The following is a 17,474-nucleotide window of genomic DNA, read 5'->3' as shown; positions in this document are numbered from 1 at the left end:
ATCTACCCTTTAATAAACTTCTTCAAAACAGTAATTACATAATCAACTTCTTCTTTTGTATTGTATTTAGAAAAAGAAAATCTAATAGAAGGTTTTTGCATATCTTCTTCAGACAGTATTTCTGTTAGTACATGAGAGCCTTTGTTACTTCCGCTTTGACAAGCACTTCCTTTAGAACAAGCGATTCCATTGATATCCAGTTGAAACAATAAAATACTTGCTTTTTCTTTCGATACAGGAAGGCACACGTTAATCAACGTATAGGTACTATGACCGACATCACAACAGTTTGCATTGAATTTGACACCATCAATTTGTCCTTTTAATTGGTCAATAAAATATTGTTTTAGGTTAGAAATATATTCTTTTTCTTCGTCCATATGCTCATAGGCTAACCTCAGCGCCTCGTCCATTCCTGCAATATTATGAACTCCTTCAGTTCCACCACGATAACCTCGCTCCTGCTCTCCTCCATAAATTAACGGTTTTAATCCAGAATTTTTCTTGATATATGCAAAACCTACTCCTTTTGGGCCATGAAACTTATGGGCACTTACTGCAGTGAAATCAACATTTAGTTCACTAAGATTTACATTCAAATGTCCTATTGATTGAACCATGTCACTATGAAAAAGAGCTTCATATTTCTCACAAAGCTTTCCAACTTTAGTAATGTCTAAAATAGTACCTATTTCGTTATTCACGTGCATTAAGCTCACCAATGTTTTTTCAGAAGTTGCTTGTAATAACTTTTCCAGATGGTTATAATCTATAGAACCATCGGTATTAATATGCACGTAGCTTACTAATATATTGGTATGGGATTGTATTTCTTGTACTGTATGCAACACCGCGTGATGCTCAATTTTGGAGGTGATAATGTGTGCTATCCCTAAATCCCTTACCGCACTATTTAAAGCTAAATTATCCGCCTCAGTTCCTCCAGATGTAAAAACAACCTCTGAGGCTTTTACACCTAGATATTTTGCAATATTCTTACGAGCTTGTTCAATATGGTTTTTAGCAGATCTACCAAATCCGTGAGTGGAAGATGGATTGCCATAATCCTCTTTTAACACTAAAGTCATTTTATCAATTACCTCAGGTCGCAGTTGTGTGGTTGCTGCGCTATCGAAATAAACCTTTTGCATTAAATCTAAAAAATTAGTTGTTGATAAGTTAAAAAATACGATTCATATCGTAGCTAAGAACATATTTTGTCATATTCTTAGTTTATAACCGCAAATCTAATTCAAATAAAATTATTTTCCTCACCACACCTTATAATCTTTCAATTCCTTTATTTTTGCCATAGCATACCAAGAAAATTCATAAAATAGTAAACATCCAGAAACTTTATTCGTCTTTACTATGTGAAAACCATTTTTGGAACGTTATTAATTTTCAAAATATAGCACGTGAAAAAGCTTTTATATATTTTTATTCTTTTAGGATTGGCGTCTTGTGATGATGGAGATATTATCGTTACTAGTTTCGAGTTTGAAGATGTAGACCTTCAGCTATGTAGGGGAGCAGATACCAATGAATTTGTTTTTTTTAAAATTAATACATCCGTAAATGAAGCGATATCCTATAACTTTATTGACGCAAGGTATTCTGATACAATTCCGACAGAAGATAATATAATTATAGATTTGGCTGATCTTGATAATAGTTTAGTCTATAGAAAATTTAACAGTTCGATCACTGCAGATTACTATTGTAACAATATTCCTGACAGTAATATTATCGTAACAGAAGAGCTCAAGAGCATAAGTGGTGAAGCACAAATAATAAATGAGATCGTAAGTGAAGATGATAATGACGGTGTAGAATCCATTCAGGAATCTCCAAATGGCGAAATTGACCCAGAGGCCGATCCTGATGGAGATGGTGTTCCTAATTATCTTGATGATGCGATGAACGATCCAACCATTGGTGATGTTGATGGATTGATAGAAGAAGGGTATAATAATGATGATGATGACATTCCTAGTTTTAAAGATCAGGATGACGATAATGATAATGTATTAACTAGTGTAGAGTTACCAAACGGTGATCCAAATGATGATAGTTTTTTAGATACTGATGAAGACGGTATTCCGAACTATCTAGATCCAGATGATGATGGTGACGGGATACTAACCAGAGATGAAGATATTGATGGCAATGGTGACCCAAGAGATGATGATACAGATGAGGATGGTATCGCTAATTTCCTTGATAATGATGATAATACGCAACAGAATGAAAACCCTTCTGTTTTGGACAATACAGTAATCACAATCTTTAGAACTACATTAACCATAGATGATCTTATTCTTGATGAGGATAATGAACAATTTACTAATGAGAGTTTTTCTTTCGGTTTTAGAGATCGAACGATCCCTAAGACTACCAAAAAAAATGAAAATTAATATGATGATAAATAAAATAGGGGGGCTATTATGTGCTTTTATGTTAGTTAGCTGTAGTGAAGGTGACATACTTGACATTTCTGTAAATTTCGAAGGAGAAGTTCAAAACTGCGCCAATGAAAATGATAATACTTTTGTTTTTTATAAAACTGATACTTCTATGAATCAGTCATTGTCTGTTAATTTTACTAGTACTACCTTTGATATTACACCAGAGGTTATGGATGTATCGGTCACCCAACCTACCGTGATCACATTGAATGCAACCACCAACCAATTTATATATCGAGAATACGGATCTCCTATCGTAGGAGAAGATTATTTTTGCAATAGCATCCCTCCTTCTGACATTAGTGTTACTGAAGAACTTATTAGTTCTAATGGCATATTAGAAATAAATTATGAAGCATTGTCATCTTCTGAAACACAAGAAAGCTTCATAAGAACCTTGATATTAAGAAACATAACTTTAGAAGGTAATGGAAAAGCTATTAGAAGAGAATTTTTGAATTTAGGTACGGAGGTGGTCGATGTAGATATCTCAATAGATTTTGATGCAGAATTATTAAACTGTTCTGATACCAATGGAACCTCTTTTGTCTTCTATAAATTTGATACAGATTCTAACGCATCACTATCTTTTAATTTTATGGATGCAACGTTTGATATCACTCCAGAAATTAATGATTTCTCTACAGATACACCAACCGTTATCGATCTAAACACTACAGATAATCAGTTGATTTTTAGAGAATTTGATACTGCAATTACAGAAGCTGATGCAGTTGCATATTTTTGTAACAATATTCCCCCTACTGATGTCAACATCACCAAAGAGCTCATAAGCTCTAGCGGTAGTGTAGAGGTCAGTTATGAAGAATCAAATCCAGTAGAAAACCCTAGAAAATTCACGCGTACAGTAACCTTAATAGATACTATTTTTGAAGCTGCTGACGGCAATCCAATTCAAATCGAAAGTTTGGTAATCGGATCAGATGAATTCACAGTGAACTAAAAACTACTTTGGATTTTGTAAAATATATATTTCCGTAGCTCCAAGACCATATTTTTTGTAATCGGCATCTGATATTCTCACATTATCATATCGCCCAAACAAATATTTTAGTTCTTCCTTCAGTATTCCCTGACCAACGCCATGTATAAAAACTATTCTGGGAATGCGTTTGCTAATGGCAAAATCTAATTGCCTTTTTGCAGTATCCAATTGTAACGTAACCATATCGTAATTTGTCATCCCTTTTGTAGACTTTACCAATTTATGAATATGGAGGTCCACTTCCATCGGAGGAACATTTCTTTCTTTTGGTTTGGATATTGGTCTTTTTGGTTTCTTTTTAAAAATTTCTTTTTCCTGAAGGTTTTTTACCACTTCTTCATAAGAAGGCACCAATAAACTATCAGCTGCTTCCTTAACCAACTCGTGTGCAAAAAATGTCATATCAAAACCATCAGTAGTCTCAATAGTAACCTCATCTTCTTTAATTGAAATTACGCTTCCTCTTATAGGTTCATCTAACACAGATACCTTATCGCCTATTTTAATTAGACTCATTTCATCTTTTCTTTATGTTCGTGATAATTTGTTTTAGTTTCTGTTGATCTAGATGCTACCTTCGTATTAACTATAAACACACCCGTCATTAAGCAAATTATACCCATACTTTGCATATAATAATTTTTATAAGCAAATGCAATTTCTACCACTAAAAGAACTGCTCCTAGAAAAATCAGAAAGAAACTAGCACCTTTTTTGAAGCTTGATTTATTCATTGTGCAAAAGTATCAAATATTAGATTTTTTACACACATTAATTTTAGGAATACTCAAAATGTGTATATTGTGCCTTAATTATTTAGAAAAATGTCTTTGGAAGAATATATGTTTCCTTGTCTAAACAAAAAGCTTTTTGGTATTGATTGTTTGGGATGTGGTTTACAAAGATCAATAGTTCTTTTGTTGAAAGGGGAATTTGCTGGAGCTCTCCAAATGTATCCTGCAATTTATCCTTTACTTTTACTACTTTTTTTCTTAGGATTTAATTTTTTTATTAAATTTAAATATGATTCACTTGTAAAGGTGAGCCTAATTATTATATCTGTGCTTACAATGGTTGTAAGCTATCTAATTAAAATGAAATTCATTTTTCACTAATCAACTATTTTATGGAAAAACAAACGTTACCCAACTCAACCCTAATTTTAGTATTTGGTATTTTATCAATTGTAGGATGCTGTTGTTATGGAGTTCTTGGTCTTATTTTTGCCATTGTGGCTTTGGTTCTCGCCAAAAAAGCTACGGCATTATATACAGAAAACCCAGAACTATATGATGGTTACAACAATGTAAAAACTGGAAAAATATTAGCAATAATTGGTTTAATTCTCAGTGCTGTTTATCTGGTGTTTGTAATCATTATGTTCGCAACTATAGGCTATGAAGGTTATATGGATATGGTTAGGGAGCAGATGGGTCAATACTAAATACATAAAAAATTAGTATGTTTATAAAACTGCCTGGACATTTACCAGGCAGTTTTTTGTTTAAACACATATTATGTATGCACGAACTCACTTTTTTTTTAGAGAACAATCTGCTCGTTTGCCCTACCAAAAACTTAATAGGTATAGAATGTTTTGGCTGTGGGCTTCAAAGAAGTTTTATTTTTTTACTAAAAGGAAATTTTTTGAACTCCATAAAAATGTATCCCGCTTTAATTCCAATGATTATTATGTTTACATACTTGGTTAGCCATTTATATTTTAATTTCAAAAATGGAGCAGCTATTCTTAAATACTTTTATTTATTGAATATAATTCTTATTGTTGTCAATTATATAATCAAACAATTTTTATACACCTAAATGGAATACAAACAACCACTACCTAATGCCACACTCGTACTTGTTTTTGGTATTATTTCGATCGTTACTTGCTTTTGTTACGGGATTCTAGGACTAATATTTGGAATCGTAGCCTTGGTAATTTCTAAACAATCAATGAAATTATACGATGAAAGTCCAGAACTCTATCATGGTTACGAAAACCTTAAGGCCGGTAGAATCTGTGCAATTATTGGCATTTCACTAAGCGCTTTATATCTCCTATTTATTCTTGCTTATATCATTTTTGTGGGTGCTATGATTCCTTGGACAGAGATCCTAAACCAATAAAAATATACGACTTATCTTGTAGGTTTTGTTATTGTCTCGAAAAACCTATCATAAAAAAGCACCCGATATAAAGGTGCTTTTTTATGAATTATTTTCAAAGAATAGGAATTGCTTACTCAAATTCTCTAAGCGTTTTCGAAATAATCGCTGTACATTCTAATAACTGCTCTTTTGTCATCACTAATGGTGGTGCAAAACGTATGATGTTTCCGTGTGTTGGTTTCGCCAAAAGACCATTCTCCTTTAAAGCCATACAGATATTCCAGGCTGTTTCACTTTCTTCATCATCATTGATCACAATAGCATTCAACAACCCTTTACCACGTACCAAACCTACTATATTTGATGTTTTAATGTACTCATTCATTTCTGACCTAAATAGCTCCCCAAGTTCATACGCGTTCTCTGCAAGCTTCTCGTCCCGTACAACCTTTAATGCAGCCATCGCCACAGCAGCTGCAATGGGGTTTCCACCAAAAGTACTTCCGTGGTTACCTGGTCTAATTACTTCCATAATATCATCATCTGCCAACACTCCAGAAACGGGATACGCTCCACCGCTTAAAGCTTTACCAAGAATCAACACATCTGGTTTTACATCTGGCGTTCCTGAGCAATTCTTATCACTACAAGAGCAGTTTCCACAGGTAGCTAATAATCTTCCTGTTCTTGCAATACCTGTCTGAACTTCATCAGCAATAAATAACACATTATATTTTTCACATAATGCTTTTGCTTTAGACAAATAGTCCTCAGACGGCACATACACACCTGCTTCTCCTTGTATTGGCTCAACTAACAATCCAGCGACATTTTTATTGTTTTCTAGTACTTTTTCTAGAGCCTTTAGGTTATCATACTCAATTTTGATAAATCCAGCTGTATAAGGTCCAAAATTTTTACGAGCTACAGGATCATTAGAAAAAGAAATTATTGTAGTAGTTCTTCCGTGAAAATTATTCTCACAAACTATAATTTGTGCTTCGTTCTCTGGAATACCTTTCTTCTCATATGCCCATTTTCTACAGATCTTTAGTGCAGTTTCTACAGCCTCTGCACCGGTATTCATTGGTAACAACTTGTCGAAACCAAAATACGCTGAAGCAAATTTTTCATATTCACCTAACTTATCATTATAAAATGCGCGAGAAGTAAGTGTTAGTGTCTGCGCTTGTTCCATCATTGCCCCTACTATTTTTGGGTGACAATGTCCTTGATTAACCGCGGAATACGCACTTAAAAAATCATAGTATTTTTTTCCTTCTACATCCCATACATATACACCTTCTCCTTTACTTAAGACCACTGGCAATGGATGATAATTATGAGCTCCGTACTTGTTTTCTAAATCGATTGCTTGTTGAGAAGTTAATTTTTCTAAAACAGCCATTTTTAATAATTTAAATTGATAAAATAACCATTCCTTCTGTACCTTTATCCTTTCGAAAAGACTCGAAAATTCAGCGTGGGAGAGAAATCATCCCTAAGAGAATTGCAAAATTACTAAATCTTTATTGATTATTTAATTTTCGAGTCTGCAATGCATGCTATTTTTAATTATTCAAAATAATAGGTTTACTCTATTACGATTTAAGAATTTCAAAAGTTAACGTACTTAATTATTTATCATATTTTACCGCTATAGATGAAATCTGTAACTCTAGTCTTTTAATTTCTCGTAATAATGCATTTTTATCCATTTGCATCCAAGAAAACAACTTAAGCATTCCTGTTATCATAATACAGAAAAATCCCGCTGCACTCCACCTTATAAGCTCATTTGTATTATCCGTACTTAAAAACTGAATTAGACAATATATAAAAAGCCCAAATACCACAAGGTTTACAACAAACATCACAATAATAACCCAACTATTTTTTGTTTTGAAAAGTGCACCTACCATTTCTAGCAAGTTTTGCTCATCTAACTCGTCATAAAACTTCGCCTCTTCATTAGTTAATGTTTCTTTTATCAATTGATCAATATCTTCCATTTTATTCTTCATGATTTTTAATTTTTAGAATTAATTTTAATTTTTCTCTGGCGGTAAACAAACGAGATTTTACGGTACCTGTAGAAATGTTCGCTATTTTGCCTATTTGCTTCACACTGTAACCTTCGAGATAAAAAAGATGAAGCACCATTTGTTGATCATTAGGCAAAGTTTTTATAGATTTTTTTAATAATATTATTATACTATCATCCTTACCACTAGTATCATCATCTATAGGATCTTCATATAGATTTTCGTTATAAGAGTCTAAATTCTCTAATTCCTTTTTATTTTTTCGGAGCCAATCATAAGACTTTCTTGTAACTATAGTCAATGCCCAACTTCCGAAGCTATTAGGATCCTTTAGATTATGAATTTTCATCAATATTATACTCCAGCTATCTTGGGCTATGTCTTTAGAAGCCTCTACATCCTTACTATACCAATACGCCTGTTTACATAATTTCTCGTGCCATCGCTTAACAAGAATTGCTGCAGCTTTCTTATTTCCTGATTGGCATTGCAATACCAACAAAGAGTCAAATATTTTATTGGTGTTTGTCATAGTAACCTTTATAATATAGACGTAGAAATATAAATTAGGTTCATTTTTTTTTATTCTTTTTATAAGATATGTGGAATATTTCATAAGTATATAGTTTCTATTCTTATTTTTGCGCTATGGCGAGAAAAAACAGAAAACAAGTTTTTGAAAACATAGAAGTGATTGATGCAGGTGCAAAAGGAAAAAGCATTGCTAAAGCTCCTGATGGGAAAATCATATTTCTTAACAATGCAGTTCCTGGTGATGTAGTTGATATACAAACCACCAAAAAGCGTAAAGCATATTATGAAGGTTCTGCAACTACTTTTCATAGTAAGTCTGATAAACGTGTAGAACCTGCCTGTAAACATTTTGGTACGTGCGGTGGATGCAAATGGCAGTTTATGGGATATGAACATCAACTAGCGTATAAACAGCAAGAAATAGTTAATAATCTAACTCGTTTAGGTAAAATTGAACTACCAGAAGTTTCTCCCATTCTTGAGTCAGAAGATCAGTTTTTCTACAGAAATAAAATGGAATTTTCATTTAGTGATAGCAGATGGTTAACGTTAGAAGAAATCCAAAGTGATACAGAGATCAAAAACCGCAATGCTTTAGGATTTCATATTCCCGGAATGTGGGATAAAATATTAGATATTGACAAGTGCCATCTGCAAGAAGATCCCAGTAATGCAATAAGAAACAAGGTAAAAGCATTTGCTACCGAGCATAAGCTACCATTTTATAATGCAAGGAATCAAAATGGTTTCTTACGCACTTTATTGATTAGAATAGTATCTACAGGAGAGATTATGGTACTTATTCAGTTTTTTCATGAGGATGCTGAAAAAAGAATATTACTGCTGGATTATATTGTATCTGAATTTCCCGAGATTACTTCTCTACAATATGTAATTAATACCAAAGGAAATGATACCATATACGATCAGGAAGTTATCTGTTATCACGGAAAAGATCATATAGAAGAAGAAATGGAAGGGTTACGTTTTAAAATCAATGCTAAATCTTTTTACCAAACTAATTCTAAACAAGCTTACGAACTTTATAAGATAACTAGAGATTTTGCCGGTCTTACAGGAAATGAATTAGTATACGATCTTTATACAGGTACTGGAACTATCGCCCAATTTGTTGCAAAAAAAGCAAAAAAGGTAGTTGGAGTTGAAGCTGTACCCGAAGCGATCGAAGATGCAATAGAAAATGCCAAACGTAATAATATAGACAACGTAGCGTTTTATGTTGGTGATATGAAAAAAGTATTTACTTCAGAATTTATTTCGACTCACGGACAACCAGAAGTAGTGATTACGGACCCTCCAAGAGATGGTATGCATAAAGATGTAGTTGGTCAATTATTAAATATTTTACCCAATAAGATTGTCTATGTAAGTTGTAACAGTGCAACACAAGCAAGAGATTTATCGTTATTAGATAGTATGTATAAAGTTACCAAAGTACAACCAGTAGATATGTTTCCACAAACACATCATGTAGAAAATGTGGTTTTATTAGAAAAAAGATAATTCATGAAATTATATAACATCTTACCCTTTATAATTTGTTGTCTTGTTGTTGTCAATCTGTCTTCCAGTTGTCAACGAGATGATATTTGTGCAGAAGATACTTCTACAACACCATTTCTTATCATCAAGTTTATTGATGATCAAACAGTTTCTGATATAAAACGTCCAAACGAATTACAGGTAAGAGCAATAGGATTCGAAAGTATCATTGATTTTACCGCTGCTAATCAGGATTCTATCCTCATTCCTTTAAGAACAAATGCCACACTTACAGATTTTGAGTTTACCATAGATTCTGATGTAGATGATGGTGGTACCCCCAATACAGACACTCTGAGTTTTCAATATACCCCTGTAGAGGAATATGTAAGTAGTGCTTGTGGTTTTAGGGCAAGTTATGAAGGACTCGGATTCACATTAGTACAGGAAGAAAACGACGGAAACTGGATCAAAAGAATAACCATAGAAGAAGATAACGTAACCGATGAAACAGCTGCACACGTATTTATTTTTCATTAATCTGCTCATTTCGGGTACTATATTAAGTCAAGAAACAAATATTTCTGCTAGAGACACCTTGCCTCCAGCGGAGAAGTACGGATTAAGAGTTGGTGTAGATATTGGTCGATTGATTAGAACTGCTGTCAATGAAGACTACGCTGGTTTCGAAATCAATGGAGATTATAGAGTCTATAGAAATTATTATATCGCTGCTGAAATTGGTAACGAATCCCTAAAAAGAGACGAAGCTAATATTAATGTTGAAGGGTCTGGTAGTTATATACGTTTTGGTATCGATTATAACACTTATAAAAACTGGTATGGAATGCAAAACAATATTTATGCTGGTCTTAGGTATGGTTTCTCTACATTTGATCAAACACTAAATAATTATAATATTTTTACAGGTACCAATTTTTTTAATCCAGACCAAGGTGATCCAGAAAATTTTAGGGATCAAAAAATAGAGGTGAAAGATTTAACCGCTGGCTGGGTGGAACTGATTCTTGGAGTCAAAGTTGAAATCCTAAACAATCTTTATTTAGGAGCCAGCGTCTCCTTAAGAGGCCTTGTTAATGAAAAAGATCCTATAGGTGTGGTCAATGAAGATGATTCTATACAATTTGAAAATCTATTTATCCCCGGTTATGGAAGAACAAATGATTTTAGTGAATTCGGAGTCGGTTATACATATACAATCAGTTATCTGATTCCTTTTGCAAAGAAGAAAAGATAATTTATAATGTTTAGGGCATCGTACCTAGGACTTATTTTGAAACTTAGCTTTTTTGCTTCCTGCATACATTTCATACTTAACTAAACGAGATTCTAGTTTACCATTAAACACTTTAATTTTTCGTGAGGGTCTCAAACCGACATACTTCAGCGCTTCTAAGTTAGAGGTTATAAACCAAGCATTCGTATCGGGGTATTGCTGTTTCAGCGTATCCCCTATTTGTGTATAAAACTTTTCTTCATCCAACTCCAAACGTTCGCCATAAGGCGGGTTAAAAACCATGTGAAGTTTGTTATCTTCTTTTTCTTTTTCACTTTCAAAGAAATTTTCTTCTCTTATCTTAACAAAATCCGTAAGGTTTGCATTTTCTACATTATTCTTTGCTTTTCTAACAGCAGAAGGCGCCTTATCAAACCCTGCTATAGTATGATGAAAATCTCTTGTTTTGTTTAAACAAGCAGCTTCTATTTTTTCGAACAAATCCATATCCCAATCCAGCCACTTTTCAAAAGCGAATTCCTTTCTATTAAGATTCGCAGGAATATTACAGGCAATCATAGCAGCTTCTATCACCAAGGTACCGCTACCACACATAGGATCTAAAAAATCACATTGTCCATCCCATCCAGAAAGTAGTAATAAACCAGCTGCTAACACTTCGTTTATAGGAGCAATATTTGTTGCTGTACGATATCCTCGATGATGTAAAGAACCGCCAGAACTATCTAGAGAAACGGTACATACATCCTGTTGGATATGTATATTGATAGTAAGGTCCGGGTATGCTGTGTCGACATCAGGTCGATCCCCAGTTTCTTTTCTAAATTTATCTACAATAGCATCCTTAGACTTTAAAGAAACAAATTGCGAATGTCTAAATACAGTAGAGTTAACAGTGGCATAAATTGCAAAAGTATCATTTGTGTCTAAATATTCTTCCCATCGAACCGATTGAATAAAATTATACAAATCCTTTTCATTCCGAATTCTTTTGGTGGCTAGTGGTTTCAATATTTTTAGAGCAGTTCTTAAACAAAGGTTTGCTTTGTACATAAAACCCGTATCGCCATAAAAGCTAACCATGCGATTGCCTATTTGCACCTTTTCTGCACCTAGCTCTCGGAGTTCTTTTGTCAATATCTCTTCAAAACCAAAAAACGTTTTGGCTACCATTTTAAATGAATTGCTCACTATCTTTGTATTCGCTATTATTAAACCACAAAAATACATTAATTTTGCGCTCTATGCTAAAAGATTCTACAATGTGGTATGCATCTTGGTTTGATACCCCATACTATCATATTTTATATAAGGACCGAGATCATAAGGAGGCGAAGGATTTTATGGATAACCTGACCAATTATTTAAGCCTTGATCCTGGTGAAAAAATATTGGATCTGGCCTGTGGAAAAGGAAGACATAGTATTTACCTAAATCAACTAGGTTATGATGTTACTGGAGTTGATCTCTCTAAGAACAGTATTGAATATGCTTCACAATTCGAGAATAAAACATTACGATTTAGAGTACACGATATGTCAAAACCTTATACCGAAAAATTTTCGGCGGTTTTCAACCTTTTTACTAGTTTTGGGTATTTTGAAAAAGAAGAATGTAATCTAAATACTATTAAAGCCATAAAATCGGATATCAATGAAAGAGGATTTGGTGTTATAGACTTCATGAACGTGAATTATGTCATAGATAACCTAGTCCCAAAAGAAACCAAAGAAATCTCTGGAATCACTTTTTACATAAAACGATATCTAACAGATGGTTATATTTATAAAGAAATAAAATTTACTGACAATAACGGAGACTTTTTCTTTACAGAAAGGGTAAAGGCTTTAACCTTAGAAGATTTCGAAAACTATTTTGAAGATGCAGAAGTTAATTTACTCGATACTTTTGGAGATTATCAGCTTCAAAAGTTCCATAAAAGTAATTCTCCCAGACTTATTCTGATTTTTAAATAGTGTACAGCTACATCTTTTCCATATCAGCAGTTTTTATAGGTTCTTTAATAGTCTATATCTTTAAACCTAATAATCAAAAAAAGCTAAAACTATTACTAGCCTTTAGTGGTGCTTTTCTATTAGCCATCACTATATTTAATTTACTACCAGAAGTATTCGAAGAGCATAAATACGCCAAACAAACTGGAGTTTGGATTATGATTGGAATTTTATTACAAAAAGTACTCGAATACTTTTCCAAAGGAGCAGAACACGGACATATCCATATTAATAAAGAGACAACCAAAATCCCAAAACTACTTTTTATAAGCTTAGGAATCCACGCTATTTTAGAAGGGTTTCCTATACATCATACAGAAGGTATTCTTATAGGAATTATTGTTCATAAGATACCTGTTGCGATGATTTTGACCACCTTCTTGTTTCGTACAGAAATAAAAAAACCTATCATAGTATTGTTTCTTTTCCTTTTTGCTTTAATGACGCCCATAGGTACATTTATTTCTGAACATTATGAGGCAGTTCAAAAATATTATAAAGAAATTACGGCTTTAGTTATTGGAATATTTCTTCATGTTTCTACGACAATCCTGTTCGAAAGCAACGAAGGTCATAAATTTAATATTACCAAATTAATGGTAATTCTAGCCGCAACAGTTACTGCTTATTTTATATAATATGTTTAGTAAAGAAGAGTCAAAAAAAATAAGACAGGAATTTTGGATCATTTTTGGAACATCCTATCCCAGAAAGTGGCTTTTATACAACACAAAAATCAAAGACGTAACCCTTAAGTTTACATTTACTACAAAACACGCTCAGGTATCGATTGATGTAGAACCTAATGACCCGATAATACGTACATACTACTATGACAAATTCTTAAGTCTAAAAACCATCCTCATTTCTGAATACTTAGATGATATAATTTTTGATGAATTCTATGTGTTAGAAAACGGTAAGGTTATTTCCCGAATTTATGTAGAATTATCAAATGTGAATATACATAATAAAAAAAACTGGGATGATGTAATGGAATTTTTATTTGAAAAAATGTCTAAAATTGAATCCTTCTTTTTGGAATACAAAGACTTTATAGACAGTTAAATTTATATTCTTTTATATTATAAATTTCATTATAAAAAGATAATGAAATATACTACCCGCTAACACAAACACGTGCCATATCACATGATTGAAATATAATCTGTTCAATGCATAAAAGAATATACCAAAGGTGTAAGCTGCTCCGCCCAAAATTAAATAAGCAATCCCATTGTATCCTACAAGATCGTGTAAAGCGGAAATATCCAATACAACCAACCATCCCATTACAAGATATAGAACTACTGAAAAAACTTCAAACCTACCGGTAAAAAAAAGTTTCAAAATTGCGCCAATACCTGCCAGAGACCATACTAAAATAAAAAGAAACCATCCTTTACTATCTAATAATCCAATTAAAGTAACAGGAGTATAAGTACCTGCTATTAAAAGATAAATGCTAATATGATCTAAGACTCTATATCTTTTTTTCAAATCACTATTACACGTGTAATGATACGCGGTAGAAGCAAAATAAAGAACAATCAATGAAATAGCATATAAAAAAATTGAAAAGGTACTATAAGAAGTTTTGTACGTATTACAGACCAATAAAAAAAATAAACCTACGAAAGAAAGTAGCAAACCAAATCCGTGAGTTGCCCAATTCCATCTTTCTTCTGTAGCCGTTTGTATTTTCATAGTTATCAAAAGTAACGAAGTATATAGGTTTAGAAAAACTATTTGATGCAATTCAATATAGACTTGAAACCGAGTACCACGGAACTTGTTAAAAGGTTGCTATTTTAAAATAACGTATTCAAAACTGAACAAAAGTAGGATTTAAGCTACTTTTTAAATATTAAAAAACGTTTATTTTACGTTTTTAACGTACATTAATATACTTTAAACCCGTATTTGTCTATTTTTTTTATATATTTATGCACCCCAAAACCAAAAGCATAATGAAGAATATTAGATTTTCGAAATATTTTATATACTTCCTATATTTAAACATATTTAATCCCACTATTTACGCTAACCAATACGAAGAAATGACATTTTCTGAATTAGAATGTACGATTATAGATACAGAAGATCGTATACATTCTATTGGAAGAGCCAATGGCGTAATGATCATTGAAACCATTATCGATGTAGCTGCCAAATTTAATTCCCAACAAGAATACTATTTAAAAGGGTATTCTTACAATCTTCTTGGAAAAATTCACTTTTCTAACAAAGATTATAAGAAAGCACTAAGGAAATATAAGATTGCGGATTTATTTATAAAAGAATTGGAAGGGCACTCAGAATTAACGATTGATGTAAACAATAATATTGCTTTAGTTTATCTTGAAGGGTTTAATAAACCCGCAAGGGCGTTAAAAAAAATAAAACATATCTACGAAAACTCTGAAAACTTAGATCAGTATTATAAACATATTTTAGAATTAAATCTGGCTAATATTTACTTAAAAACAAGAAACTATAGAAAAGCGTATAGACTATTAAAAAAATGTCAACAATATTTTAGTGATAATCAACAGTATGTTGGAAAGTTATTAATGACGTATGCTAGCTTAGGGGATTATTATAGCATTCATAGAAATTACACCAATGCTATTAAGCATTTTGAAATAGCTGCCTCCATCGCAGAAAAGAATAAAATGTTCCGACAAGCAATGAAAATTTATAAAAAATATGAAAGATTATTGGTTAAAATCGGAAGGCAGGATAGAGCTTATGTAATTCTCAAAAAATACACAAAACATCACGAAACTGCTTTAGAAATCGAAAAATCAGAAACCAATCAATTCAAAGAAAAATTAGTTGTAAGTAATAAAAACAATACGATACAGACACAAAAAGCCAAACAATCTCAAACAGTCTCTATATTCACATTATCATTACTTTTATTATGTTTAATACTATTTTGTTTCTTTATCTATAATCATAGAAAAACAAAAATTTTAGGAGAATCTTTGGCGATTAGAAACAAAGAACTTAAAGTTTCAAAAGAAAAATCTGACCGTCTTGCTGCTGTAAAAACAAAATTTATATCTACAGTTAGTCACGAACTTAGAACTCCTCTTTATGGTGTAGTTGGACTATCTTCTATTCTTATGGAACGAATTAAAGACGAAGAGCATCATAAATTTATAAAATTAATGAAATTTTCAGCAGATCATCTTCTTAACCTTATTAATGATGTGCTTCAGGTAACTAAAATGGAATCTTATGAAATAACTCTTGATAAAACTCCCTATAACATAAAAAACCTCGCAGATGATATCAAAAACTCATTTGAATATCAAGCCGATAAAAACGGTAATACCCTACATCTCAATTTTGATGAAAAAATTCCAAATTCTCTGATTGGCGATCAAGTAAGGTTATCTCAAGTTTTTATTAACCTTATTAGTAATGCTAATAAATTTACCAAAAACGGAAATATTTGGTTAAACTTTATCAATCCAATTATAAACAAGGATGAGGTTAAAATAACTTTCGAAATAAAAGATGACGGAAGAGGTATACCAATTGATAAGCAAGAATTAATTTTCGATAAGTTTTCTCAAGCAGATTCTAAGGATCATACAACTGGTACTGGTCTTGGACTAAACATTGTCAAAAAATTAGTCGAGCTTCACGGTGGAAATATAAAAATAAAAAGCTCTCTTGGTAAAGGTGCTACCTTTTATTTTACTATTTCTTTCAAAATTGATTCATCTACCTTAGAAAATAATCAAATGAGTAATACCAAAGATTGTATTCCACTTATAAACGAAGAAGACTATACTATATTAATTGTTGAAGACAATAAAATAAATCAAATAGTAACTCAAAATGTTCTCAAAACTAAAGGATATAGATCACAAATTGCTGACGATGGTCTTATCGCTATTGATATGATCAAAACCACCCCATATGACCTTATATTAATGGATTTAAATATGCCAAATATGGGTGGAATGGAAGCTACCAAAATAATTAGAGAATTCAATCCTGATATTCCTATAATCGCTTTAACAGCATCAGATACACAAGAAACTGTACAAGCAATTCTCAATCCAGCATCTGGTTTTAGTGATTTTTTACGAAAGCCATATAAAAATCAAGAGTTTTTCAGCAAACTAGAGACAAACCTCAATATCGCAATTTCAAAAGCTTCTTAAAGTATTTGTTTAAAGGCCTAGGCAGCTATTTTTATGGTAATTTTAGCAATTTATGAAAACCATTCAACAGCTAAAAAGACGAATCAAATTACAATAGTCTAAAAAAAATGATTTTCTCAATTTACAATCTACTATTAAATAATTCTATTAAAAAAACAATTGGATTTTCATAATGATCTATACAAAAATCTAATCTGACTCTCGATTATAAATTTAGATTAAATTTATGGTAAAACGTACTGATTTAAATTTATCCAATACTTTTTTTCAACAATAATCATAAAAAAACCCTTCATTATAAATAATGAAGGGTTTTAAAGGAAGGCGGCGACCTACTCTCCCACGA

Annotated in this window: 21 protein-coding genes; 13 read left to right on the top strand and 8 right to left on the bottom strand. The window is 32.2% G+C overall.

Annotated elements, in window-relative coordinates:
- Positions 1–2: 2 nt before the first annotated feature.
- On the bottom strand, positions 3–1,151 hold the full coding sequence (locus ACWGOQ_RS19275; protein WP_452060195.1) for a cysteine desulfurase family protein: 1,149 nt from the start codon (positions 1,149–1,151) through the stop codon (positions 3–5).
- Positions 1,152–1,418: 267 nt separating this feature from the next.
- Here ACWGOQ_RS19275 and ACWGOQ_RS19270 point away from each other — a divergent pair, with 267 nt between their 5' ends.
- Both ACWGOQ_RS19270 and ACWGOQ_RS19265 read left to right on the top strand, forming a co-directional pair.
- Complete coding sequence (locus tag ACWGOQ_RS19270) at positions 1,419–2,417, top strand: hypothetical protein (protein ID WP_452060196.1); 999 nt, start codon at positions 1,419–1,421, stop codon at positions 2,415–2,417.
- 1 nt (position 2,418) lies between these two features.
- Positions 2,419–3,432 (top strand): hypothetical protein, encoded by a 1,014-nt coding sequence (locus ACWGOQ_RS19265; RefSeq protein ID WP_452060197.1) that lies wholly within the window; start codon positions 2,419–2,421, stop codon positions 3,430–3,432.
- A 3-nt stretch (positions 3,433–3,435) separates the two neighbouring features.
- Here ACWGOQ_RS19265 and ACWGOQ_RS19260 read toward each other — a convergent pair whose 3' ends face one another.
- Both ACWGOQ_RS19260 and ACWGOQ_RS19255 read right to left on the bottom strand, forming a co-directional pair.
- Entirely contained in the window at positions 3,436–3,990 is a 555-nt protein-coding gene (locus ACWGOQ_RS19260) for a DUF8465 domain-containing protein (protein ID WP_452060198.1), read from the bottom strand.
- Complete coding sequence (locus tag ACWGOQ_RS19255; protein ID WP_452060199.1) at positions 3,987–4,208, bottom strand: hypothetical protein; 222 nt, start codon at positions 4,206–4,208, stop codon at positions 3,987–3,989. The genes ACWGOQ_RS19260 and ACWGOQ_RS19255 overlap by 4 nt, the downstream gene beginning before the upstream one ends.
- Positions 4,209–4,298: 90 nt before the next feature.
- Between ACWGOQ_RS19255 and ACWGOQ_RS19250 the strand changes: the two genes are divergently transcribed.
- From ACWGOQ_RS19250 to ACWGOQ_RS19235, 4 genes are read left to right on the top strand one after another with little or no spacing between them, the layout of a single operon-like run.
- Positions 4,299–4,589 carry a DUF2752 domain-containing protein gene (locus ACWGOQ_RS19250; RefSeq protein ID WP_458202845.1) on the top strand — a complete coding sequence of 97 codons (291 nt, stop codon included), beginning with the start codon at positions 4,299–4,301 and terminating at the stop codon, positions 4,587–4,589.
- Positions 4,590–4,600: 11 nt separating this feature from the next.
- The gene (locus tag ACWGOQ_RS19245) at positions 4,601–4,918 is read left to right on the top strand and encodes a CCC motif membrane protein (protein WP_452060200.1); all 318 of its coding nucleotides are present in this window, start codon (positions 4,601–4,603) and stop codon (positions 4,916–4,918) included.
- Positions 4,919–4,935: 17 nt separating this feature from the next.
- Positions 4,936–5,298 (top strand): DUF2752 domain-containing protein, encoded by a 363-nt coding sequence (locus tag ACWGOQ_RS19240; protein WP_458202844.1) that lies wholly within the window; start codon positions 4,936–4,938, stop codon positions 5,296–5,298.
- Positions 5,299–5,607: a CCC motif membrane protein gene (locus ACWGOQ_RS19235; protein ID WP_452060202.1), complete on the top strand. Its 309-nt coding sequence runs from the start codon at positions 5,299–5,301 to the stop codon at positions 5,605–5,607.
- Between the two features lie 112 nt (positions 5,608–5,719).
- On the opposite strand, the gene rocD is transcribed toward ACWGOQ_RS19235, so the two are convergent.
- The 3 genes from rocD to ACWGOQ_RS19220 all read right to left on the bottom strand — a co-directional run bounded on the left by rocD (position 5,720) and on the right by ACWGOQ_RS19220 (position 8,250).
- Entirely contained in the window at positions 5,720–6,997 is a 1,278-nt protein-coding gene (gene rocD / locus ACWGOQ_RS19230) for an ornithine--oxo-acid transaminase (protein WP_452060203.1), read from the bottom strand.
- A gap of 229 nt (positions 6,998–7,226) precedes the next feature.
- Positions 7,227–7,613 (bottom strand): DUF6768 family protein, encoded by a 387-nt coding sequence (locus ACWGOQ_RS19225; protein WP_452060204.1) that lies wholly within the window; start codon positions 7,611–7,613, stop codon positions 7,227–7,229.
- A complete protein-coding gene (locus tag ACWGOQ_RS19220) occupies positions 7,603–8,250 on the bottom strand; it encodes an RNA polymerase sigma factor (protein WP_452060205.1) in 648 nt (215 codons plus the stop codon). Before ACWGOQ_RS19220 ends, ACWGOQ_RS19225 begins: the two co-directional genes overlap by 11 nt.
- 32 nt (positions 8,251–8,282) lie before the next feature.
- Here ACWGOQ_RS19220 and rlmD point away from each other — a divergent pair, with 32 nt between their 5' ends.
- Genes rlmD through ACWGOQ_RS19205 form a run of 3 tightly spaced genes read left to right on the top strand, consistent with a single transcriptional unit; the run spans position 8,283 to position 10,929 of the window.
- Positions 8,283–9,692, top strand: a complete 1,410-nt coding sequence (gene rlmD / locus ACWGOQ_RS19215) for a 23S rRNA (uracil(1939)-C(5))-methyltransferase RlmD (RefSeq protein WP_452060206.1) — start codon at positions 8,283–8,285, stop codon at positions 9,690–9,692.
- Positions 9,693–9,695: 3 nt separating this feature from the next.
- Positions 9,696–10,211 (top strand): DUF6452 family protein, encoded by a 516-nt coding sequence (locus ACWGOQ_RS19210; protein WP_452060207.1) that lies wholly within the window; start codon positions 9,696–9,698, stop codon positions 10,209–10,211.
- Positions 10,177–10,929: a DUF6048 family protein gene (locus tag ACWGOQ_RS19205; RefSeq protein ID WP_452060208.1), complete on the top strand. Its 753-nt coding sequence runs from the start codon at positions 10,177–10,179 to the stop codon at positions 10,927–10,929. The genes ACWGOQ_RS19210 and ACWGOQ_RS19205 overlap by 35 nt, the downstream gene beginning before the upstream one ends.
- Before the next feature lie 24 nt (positions 10,930–10,953).
- Here the strand turns inward: ACWGOQ_RS19205 and ACWGOQ_RS19200 are convergent, their stop codons facing one another.
- Positions 10,954–12,102, bottom strand: a complete 1,149-nt coding sequence (locus tag ACWGOQ_RS19200; RefSeq protein WP_452060215.1) for a THUMP domain-containing class I SAM-dependent RNA methyltransferase — start codon at positions 12,100–12,102, stop codon at positions 10,954–10,956.
- 71 nt (positions 12,103–12,173) lie between these two features.
- Between ACWGOQ_RS19200 and ACWGOQ_RS19195 the strand changes: the two genes are divergently transcribed.
- From ACWGOQ_RS19195 to ACWGOQ_RS19185, 3 genes are read left to right on the top strand one after another with little or no spacing between them, the layout of a single operon-like run.
- On the top strand, positions 12,174–12,905 hold the full coding sequence (locus tag ACWGOQ_RS19195) for an SAM-dependent methyltransferase (RefSeq protein WP_452060209.1): 732 nt from the start codon (positions 12,174–12,176) through the stop codon (positions 12,903–12,905).
- Positions 12,905–13,582, top strand: coding sequence for a ZIP family metal transporter (locus ACWGOQ_RS19190; protein WP_452060210.1), 678 nt, complete (start codon positions 12,905–12,907; stop codon positions 13,580–13,582). The genes ACWGOQ_RS19195 and ACWGOQ_RS19190 overlap by 1 nt, the downstream gene beginning before the upstream one ends.
- Position 13,583: 1 nt before the next feature.
- Entirely contained in the window at positions 13,584–14,012 is a 429-nt protein-coding gene (locus ACWGOQ_RS19185; protein WP_452060211.1) for a DUF4268 domain-containing protein, read from the top strand.
- Positions 14,013–14,024: 12 nt separating this feature from the next.
- On the opposite strand, the gene trhA is transcribed toward ACWGOQ_RS19185, so the two are convergent.
- Positions 14,025–14,651 carry a PAQR family membrane homeostasis protein TrhA gene (gene trhA, locus ACWGOQ_RS19180; RefSeq protein ID WP_452060212.1) on the bottom strand — a complete coding sequence of 209 codons (627 nt, stop codon included), beginning with the start codon at positions 14,649–14,651 and terminating at the stop codon, positions 14,025–14,027.
- Between the two features lie 263 nt (positions 14,652–14,914).
- On the opposite strand from trhA, the gene ACWGOQ_RS19175 reads away from it, so the two are divergent.
- A complete protein-coding gene (locus ACWGOQ_RS19175) occupies positions 14,915–17,128 on the top strand; it encodes a tetratricopeptide repeat-containing hybrid sensor histidine kinase/response regulator (RefSeq protein ID WP_452060213.1) in 2,214 nt (737 codons plus the stop codon).
- Positions 17,129–17,474 lie beyond the last annotated feature (346 nt).

This window comes from Aquimarina ulvae (assembly GCF_053613295.3).
Note: the sequence above shows the minus strand (reverse complement) of the source record. Positions and strands in the feature narration are given on the sequence as shown.

Excerpts from the sequence above, each read along its gene's own strand:
- ACWGOQ_RS19185 (WP_452060211.1), top strand. The coding sequence starts at position 13,584 with ATGTTTAGTAAAGAAGAGTCAAAAAAAATAAGACAGGAATTTTGGATC.
- rlmD (WP_452060206.1), top strand. The coding sequence starts at position 8,283 with ATGGCGAGAAAAAACAGAAAACAAGTTTTTGAAAACATAGAAGTGATT.
- ACWGOQ_RS19240 (WP_458202844.1), top strand. The coding sequence starts at position 4,936 with ATGTTTATAAAACTGCCTGGACATTTACCAGGCAGTTTTTTGTTTAAA.
- ACWGOQ_RS19205 (WP_452060208.1), top strand. The coding sequence starts at position 10,177 with ATGAAACAGCTGCACACGTATTTATTTTTCATTAATCTGCTCATTTCG.
- ACWGOQ_RS19235 (WP_452060202.1), top strand. The coding sequence starts at position 5,299 with ATGGAATACAAACAACCACTACCTAATGCCACACTCGTACTTGTTTTT.
- ACWGOQ_RS19250 (WP_458202845.1), top strand. The coding sequence starts at position 4,299 with ATGTCTTTGGAAGAATATATGTTTCCTTGTCTAAACAAAAAGCTTTTT.
- ACWGOQ_RS19255 (WP_452060199.1), bottom strand. The coding sequence starts at position 4,208 with ATGAATAAATCAAGCTTCAAAAAAGGTGCTAGTTTCTTTCTGATTTTT.
- ACWGOQ_RS19210 (WP_452060207.1), top strand. The coding sequence starts at position 9,696 with ATGAAATTATATAACATCTTACCCTTTATAATTTGTTGTCTTGTTGTT.
- ACWGOQ_RS19265 (WP_452060197.1), top strand. The coding sequence starts at position 2,419 with ATGATGATAAATAAAATAGGGGGGCTATTATGTGCTTTTATGTTAGTT.
- ACWGOQ_RS19225 (WP_452060204.1), bottom strand. The coding sequence starts at position 7,613 with ATGAAGAATAAAATGGAAGATATTGATCAATTGATAAAAGAAACATTA.
- ACWGOQ_RS19275 (WP_452060195.1), bottom strand. The coding sequence starts at position 1,151 with ATGCAAAAGGTTTATTTCGATAGCGCAGCAACCACACAACTGCGACCT.
- ACWGOQ_RS19220 (WP_452060205.1), bottom strand. The coding sequence starts at position 8,250 with ATGAAATATTCCACATATCTTATAAAAAGAATAAAAAAAAATGAACCT.
- ACWGOQ_RS19195 (WP_452060209.1), top strand. The coding sequence starts at position 12,174 with ATGCTAAAAGATTCTACAATGTGGTATGCATCTTGGTTTGATACCCCA.
- rocD (WP_452060203.1), bottom strand. The coding sequence starts at position 6,997 with ATGGCTGTTTTAGAAAAATTAACTTCTCAACAAGCAATCGATTTAGAA.
- ACWGOQ_RS19245 (WP_452060200.1), top strand. The coding sequence starts at position 4,601 with ATGGAAAAACAAACGTTACCCAACTCAACCCTAATTTTAGTATTTGGT.
- trhA (WP_452060212.1), bottom strand. The coding sequence starts at position 14,651 with ATGAAAATACAAACGGCTACAGAAGAAAGATGGAATTGGGCAACTCAC.
- ACWGOQ_RS19200 (WP_452060215.1), bottom strand. The coding sequence starts at position 12,102 with ATGGTAGCCAAAACGTTTTTTGGTTTTGAAGAGATATTGACAAAAGAA.
- ACWGOQ_RS19260 (WP_452060198.1), bottom strand. The coding sequence starts at position 3,990 with ATGAGTCTAATTAAAATAGGCGATAAGGTATCTGTGTTAGATGAACCT.
- ACWGOQ_RS19175 (WP_452060213.1), top strand. The coding sequence starts at position 14,915 with ATGAAGAATATTAGATTTTCGAAATATTTTATATACTTCCTATATTTA.